Source organism: Vibrio sp. 10N.222.55.C6 (genome assembly GCF_041473395.1).
In the GTDB taxonomy this organism is placed as follows: domain Bacteria; phylum Pseudomonadota; class Gammaproteobacteria; order Enterobacterales; family Vibrionaceae; genus Vibrio; species Vibrio crassostreae_C.
The window spans coordinates 1-451 of record NZ_JBFRSD010000355.1 but is presented as its reverse complement, the minus strand read 5'-3'; the positions used below and the strand labels follow the sequence as shown (position 1 = coordinate 451).

Here is a 451-nt window from a genome sequence, read left to right as displayed (position 1 = left end):
GGTTAAAAGTAGTAACAACATCACTAAACTTTCCCACCCTGCTCGTTTTTTAGTTAATGGCAAGAACTCTAGCTCATCTTCAGAAACCTCACCTTGTCTTATGGACTTAGCTAAATAGAAACAGTATATGGCTAGCAAAATCACCAATAATAGACCGTCAGTTATATTTAGCTTTCCTGTGGACATCAGTGCGCTACAGATCAGCATTGACCCTGCCAATATCGGAAACTCTTTTTTGATAAAGCGCTTGTTAGCTTGGATGGGAGCCATTAACACAGCAATGGAAAGCACAAGACCAATATTAATAATATTGGAACCAATACCATTGCCTACAGCCAACTCTCCTGCATTATTTAAAGCAGCAACGGCAGATACGAGTAATTCGGGGGCAGATGTTCCGAACGCAACAACAGTCATACCTATAAAAATCAATGATATGTTGCAATGCTTG

At 39.9% G+C, this 451-nt stretch carries 1 pseudogene; it reads right to left on the bottom strand.

The window, feature by feature from the left end:
* Positions 1-432, bottom strand: a pseudogene (locus AB4486_RS24095) (sodium:calcium antiporter); the annotation flags it as partial.
* Positions 433-451: the final 19 nt, after the last annotated feature.